The organism is Zoogloea ramigera (genome assembly GCF_006539865.1).
Taxonomy (GTDB): domain Bacteria; phylum Pseudomonadota; class Gammaproteobacteria; order Burkholderiales; family Rhodocyclaceae; genus Zoogloea; species Zoogloea ramigera.
Window position 1 is genome coordinate 1 of sequence record NZ_BJNV01000135.1, and the last position, 4195, is coordinate 4195.

The 4195-nt window shown below is 72.0% G+C and carries 2 protein-coding genes; both read left to right on the forward strand.

Annotated elements, in window-relative coordinates; genetic code table 11:
- Positions 1–434, forward strand: a 434-nt coding sequence (locus ZRA01_RS20670; RefSeq protein ID WP_170183039.1) for a hypothetical protein, incomplete at its 5' end; no start/stop codon positions are given.
- Between the two features lie 17 nt (positions 435–451).
- On the forward strand, positions 452–4195 hold a 3744-nt coding region (gene tssM / locus ZRA01_RS19945), incomplete at its 3' end, for a type VI secretion system membrane subunit TssM (RefSeq protein WP_141355119.1).

A 4195-nucleotide genomic window follows, 5' to 3' on the forward strand; every position in this document is an offset into this window, starting at 1 on the left:
CCGGCGGCACGGTGGCGCCGGTGCAGCTCGGCCGGCTGGCGACGGGCCGCCCGGGCCCGGTGGCGGTGGCCGGCGGCCGCTTCCTCGGCCCGCTGATCCGCGAAGTGCTGGCCGCCTGGCAGCTGGACGGGGCGCAGCTCACCGCCCTGGTGAGCGATGGCGACCGTCGCGCCAGCCAGGCGGTCGAGGCGCTCGAGGCCCTCGCGGCTGTCGGCGCCCACCTCGACCCGCTGGCCGACTGCCTGGCCATCGGCACCGTCGTCGGCAGCGCATCGCCGGCCGGCGGACTGGTGGCGCTGGCCTGCGCCGCCAGCCGGGCTTTGGCCAACCAGGGCCCGGTGCTGTGCCTCGGCAATCAAGACGACTCCCCGCGGGCGGCCCTGCTCGTCCGCCCCCTGGCCGTGCCGCCGCCCGGCCAGCCCCCACGCACCTGACCGCGAGACCTGCCACGATGTCCCGACTCCACAGTTTCCTGACCGACTCCCGGGTGCTCTCCGCCATCGGCGTCGCTTCCCTGAGTGCCATCGTGCTGCTTGGCGCGCGGGCGCTGCAGCTGGCGATGGTCTGGGCCTTCGCCGCCTGCGGGCTGATCGCCCTCGCCTGGGGAGCCGTCTGGCTGCTGCGCCGGCGCCGGGCGCGGCAGGCCGGCGAGGCGATCGGCACCCTGCTCGAACGCCAGGGCGAGGCCGGACCCGCCCCGGGCGCCGCCGCCGCGGCCGAAGTCCAGGCCCTGCGGCAGCGCATGCAGGAGGCGGTCAAGACCATAAAAACGTCCCGCCTCGGCCAGCACTCGGGGGTCGAGGCGCTCTACGAGCTGCCCTGGTACATCACCATCGGCAACCCCGCCGCCGGCAAGAGCAGCGCCATCGTCAACAGCGGCCTGACCTTTCCCTTCGAGGACGGCGGCAACGCGGTGATCAAGGGCATCGGCGGCACCCGCAACTGCGACTGGTTCTTCACCACCGAGGGCATCCTGCTCGATACCGCCGGCCGCTACGCCGTCCACGAAGAAGACCGCGCCGAGTGGCTGGGCTTCCTCGATCTGCTCAAGAAGCACCGCCCGCGGGCGCCGATCAACGGCGTCATCGTCACCGTCAGCATCGGCGAGCTGGTGGGCGGCGACCCGGGCTCCGCCATCCAGCTCGCCAAGAGCCTGCGCCAGCGGGTGCAGGAGCTCACCGAGCGGCTGGAGGTCTTTGCGCCGGTGTATGTGCTGTTCACCAAGGCCGACCTGATCCCCGGCTTCCACGCCTTCTTCCAGGATCTCGACGCCGCCGAGCGGGACCGGGTGTGGGGCGCCACGCTGCCCGGCGGCCCGGCGCCGGGAGAAGACCTGCTGGCCGTCTTCGACCGCCATTTCGACGAACTCCACGAGGGCCTGCGGGCGATCAGCGTGGCCCAGCTGTCGCGCCTCCAGGGCGAGGGCGCCGAGCCCGGGCTGCTCACCTTCCCGGCCGAGTTCGCGGCGATCCGGCCGGCGCTGAGGGCCTTCGTCGCGACCCTCTTCGAGGACAACCCCTTCCAGTTCAAGCCGGTGTTCCGCGGTTTCTACCTCAGCTCGGCGCTCCAGGGGGCTGATTTCGAGCCGGTCTCCAACCAGCACATCGTGCGCCGCTTCGGGCTCGTCGATGCGCCCGTGCCGCCGCCTCCGGCGGGCAACCACGGCTACTTCCTGCGCCAGCTGTTCTCGAAGGTCGTCTTCCCCGACCGCAACCTGGTGCGCCAGCACAGCACCCGCCACAAGACCCTGCTGCGCCAGGGCGCCGTGCTGGCCTCGCTGGCCGTGCTCGGGCTGGCGCTGGCCGGCTGGAGCTGGTCTTACCTCAACAACCGCAGCCTGCTCGACAACGTGGCGCAAGATCTGGCCAAGGCCGCCAAGGTGCAGGAAGGGCGCATCGATCTGCAGTCGCGCCTGCAGGCCCTCGAGATCCTGCAGGACCGCCTCGCCCAGCTCGAGCGCTTCAACGACGACCACCCGCTGTCGCTGGGGCTCGGCCTCTACCAGGGCCGCGAGATGGCCGACGCCCTGCGCCGCGAATACTTCGCCGGCGTTTCCAGCGTGATGCTCACCCCGGTCAAGGAATCCCTCGAAGCCTTTTTGGCCGAGGTACATGCCCAGGGTGACAAGCTGCAGGCCCGGGCCGACGACAGATCCGCCCCGCGGCCGGCCGCCGGCCAGCCCTACCGCGCGGCGCGGCCCGGCGACGTGGATGACGGCTACAACGCCCTCAAGACCTACCTCATGCTGGCGAGCCACGAGCACCTCGACGCGGGCCACCTGTCCGACCAGATCACCCGCTTCTGGCGCGCCTGGCTGGAGGCCAACCGCGGCACCATGAGCCGCGAGGAGATGATCCGCTCGGCCGGGCGCATCCTGTCCTTCCACCTCGCCCACGCGGGCGCCGCCGACTGGCCGACGATCCAGACCAACCTGTCGCTCGTCGACGACACCCGCGACACCCTGCGCCGGGTGGTGCGCGGCATGCCGGCCGCCGAGCGGGTGTATGCCGAGATCCGCGCGCGGGCGTCCACCCGCTTTGCGCCGGTCAGCGTGGCCGGCATCGTCGGGCCCGACAACGCCGGGCTGGTCAGCGGCAGCCACGTGGTGTCCGGCGCCCTCACCGTCGAGGCCTGGCGCGACTACGTGCAGCCGGCCATCAAGGACGCCGCCACCAGCGCCCAGAAGAGCGTCGACTGGGTGCTCGAAACCACCGCCAAGGACGACCTGACCCTCGAGGGCAGCCCCGAGCAGATCCAGAAGACCCTCGTCGAGATGTACAAGCGCGACTACGCCGAGGCCTGGCGCCAGTTCGTCCAGGGCATCAGCGTGGCGTCCTTCGAGAGCTTCCCCGAGGCCGTTTCCGCCATGAACCGCCTCGGCGACGCCCAGGTCTCGCCGGTGGGCAAGCTGATCAAGGCCATCGTCGACCAGACGGCCTGGGACAACCCGGGCTTCGCCAACGTCGGCCTCGAGCGGGCCCAGCGGGGCTTCTTCGAGTGGGTCAAGCAGTCGGTGCTGCAGATGGCGCCGAGCCCGGTGAAGGTGGACGTCAACGTCACCGCGAAGCCCGTCGAGATCCCGCTCGGGCCGATCGGCCGCGAGTTCGCCGGCTTCGGCCGCCTGGCCCTGCCGCGCGATGGCGGTGAGCCGCTGCTCGACACCTACCTCAAGCAGCTCTCCAAGATCCGCACCCGCCTCAACGGGCTGCAGAACCAGGGCGACCCCGGCCCCGGCGCCGTCAAGCTGATGCGCGAAACCCTCGACGGTGGCGCCTCCGAGCTGGCCGAGGGCCTGCGCTTCGTGGACGAGCAGATGCTCACCGGCATGCCCGACGCCCAGCGCGCAGTGCTGCGCCCGCTGCTGTTGCGGCCCCTGCTGCAGAGCTACGCGGCAGTCATCAAGCCGGCCTCCGAGGAGCTCAACAAGACCTGGGAGGCCCAGGTTTACGAGCCCTTCAACCGCAAGCTCGCCATCAAGTACCCCTTCGCCCCCAAGTCCGGCATCGAGGCCTCGCCGGCCGAGATCGCCCAGATGTTCGGCCCCGAGGGCGCCATCGCCAAATACGTGGACGGGGCGATGGGCCCGCTGGTGGTGCGCCGCGGCAACACCGTCACCCCGCGCACCTGGGGCGAGCTGGGCCTGGTGCTGCAGCCGGAGTTTGGCAACGGCTTTGCCCGCTGGGTGTCGCCCCTAGAAGGCGGCGCCGCGGCCGACGCCGGCGGTGGCAGCGCCGGCCAGGCCCAGACGGTGTTCATGCTGCGGCCCCAGCCCGCCGAGGGCACCACCGGCTTCGTCGTCGAGATCGACGGGCAGAAGCTGGCTTACCGCAACGGCCCCACCCAGTGGAACAACTTCGTGTGGCCGAATGCCGCCGGTGCGCCGGGCGCCCGCATCGTCGCCACCACCTTCGACGGCCGCACGGTAGAGGTCATCAACGTGCCCGGCCGCTTCGGCCTCGAGAAGATGATCAATGCGGCCAGGCGTACCCGCCAGCCCGACGGCAGCTTCCGGCTGGTGTGGGCCAGCGAGGGTGTCGAGGTGGGGGTCGATCTGCGCATCGTCAGCAGCACCCAGGTACAGGCGGCCGCACCGGCGGGCCAGGGTGGCGGTGCGGCCCGCGGCCTGGGTGGCCTGGTGCTGCCGGCCCGGGCCGTCGCGGTGGGCGCTGGGGCCACCGCGGCACCTGCCGGGGCC